The organism is Streptomyces sp. NPDC050121, from assembly GCF_044460385.1.
Classification (GTDB): Bacteria; Actinomycetota; Actinomycetes; order Streptomycetales; family Streptomycetaceae; genus Streptomyces; species Streptomyces soliscabiei.
Map to the genome: position 1 here is coordinate 1 of NZ_JBITJV010000124.1, position 1,011 is coordinate 1,011.

The 1,011-nt window shown below is 71.9% G+C and carries 1 protein-coding gene and 1 pseudogene; both read right to left on the reverse strand.

The window, feature by feature from the left end; genetic code table 11:
- Positions 1–585: MFS transporter (locus tag ACIBTS_RS49425; protein ID WP_399328575.1), on the reverse strand; the 585-nt coding region annotated here is incomplete at its 3' end.
- Between the two features lie 42 nt (positions 586–627).
- A pseudogene (locus ACIBTS_RS49430) lies at positions 628–1,011 on the reverse strand (amino acid deaminase/aldolase); the annotation flags it as partial.

The window sequence follows — 1,011 nt, forward strand, 5'->3', positions numbered from 1 at the left end:
GGCGAAGCCGGACATGGGGGAGAGTCCGAAGGCCGACACGAGGGCTATGCCGACGACCACGCCGAGGGCCTGGGGACCGTAGATGGCGCTGGAGATCATGCCGCGCTGGTGTTCGGGAACGCGGTCGGCGATGATGGCGGTGAGCCCGGCGGTGGCTGCGCTGAGACCGATCATGCCGGCCGCCCACGCCACGACCACGCCGGCCACGGTGGTCTGCGCGCCGGTGACGATCAGCCCGACGGCGAAGGCGACCGCGCCCGCCGTGAGCCAGAGTCTGCGGCGGCCGAAGCGGCTGCGGGAACGGTCGCACAGGGCGCCGCACAGGGGCAGGGCGAGGAGTGCGACCAGCCCGGAGACACCGTTGACGACGGCGAAGTCGTAGACCTTCGAGGCCGGATCGATCGCCTCCAGCTGCTGGGGGAGCAGCAGCTGGAGGGGGACGAGGTTGGCCGTCCAGAAGCCGAACCACACCAGGCCGTACAGACTGGTCCAGCGGCGCGAGACGGGCGCGGCCGGTCCTTGGGCGGTGGCCCGGCCGAGGGGGCTGGCAAGGGCGGGAGCGGGGGAGTTGAAGTCGGGGAGCATCGGGCCTCCGGGAGAAGGTGGGCCGCGGATGGGGGAGATGGGTCAGAGGAAGGCGTGTCCTTCACCCCGATAGGTGGGGACCTGGCCGACGATGTCGCTGCCGGACACCAGGTGGAGGGTGTTCACCCGCTCGCACAGTTCGCCGGCTTTGGCATGCCGGAACCACACGTGGTCGCCGAGGCGCAGCCCGTGCGCTGCCGGACCGAGCACCGGTGTCTGCACTTCGCCCGCTCCTTCCAGCGGGTTCATCCGCAGGCCCCGGGGCCAGCTGAGGGTGGGCAGGCGGTCGCGGCCGGGCGGGCCGGAGGCGACCCAGCCGCCCCCGAGTACAGTGGCGATCTTGTCCGTGGGACGGCGTACGACCGGCATGACGAAGTAGGCGGCGGGCCGGGGACGAAAGCGCCGGTAGAAGTCGAACAACCCCGG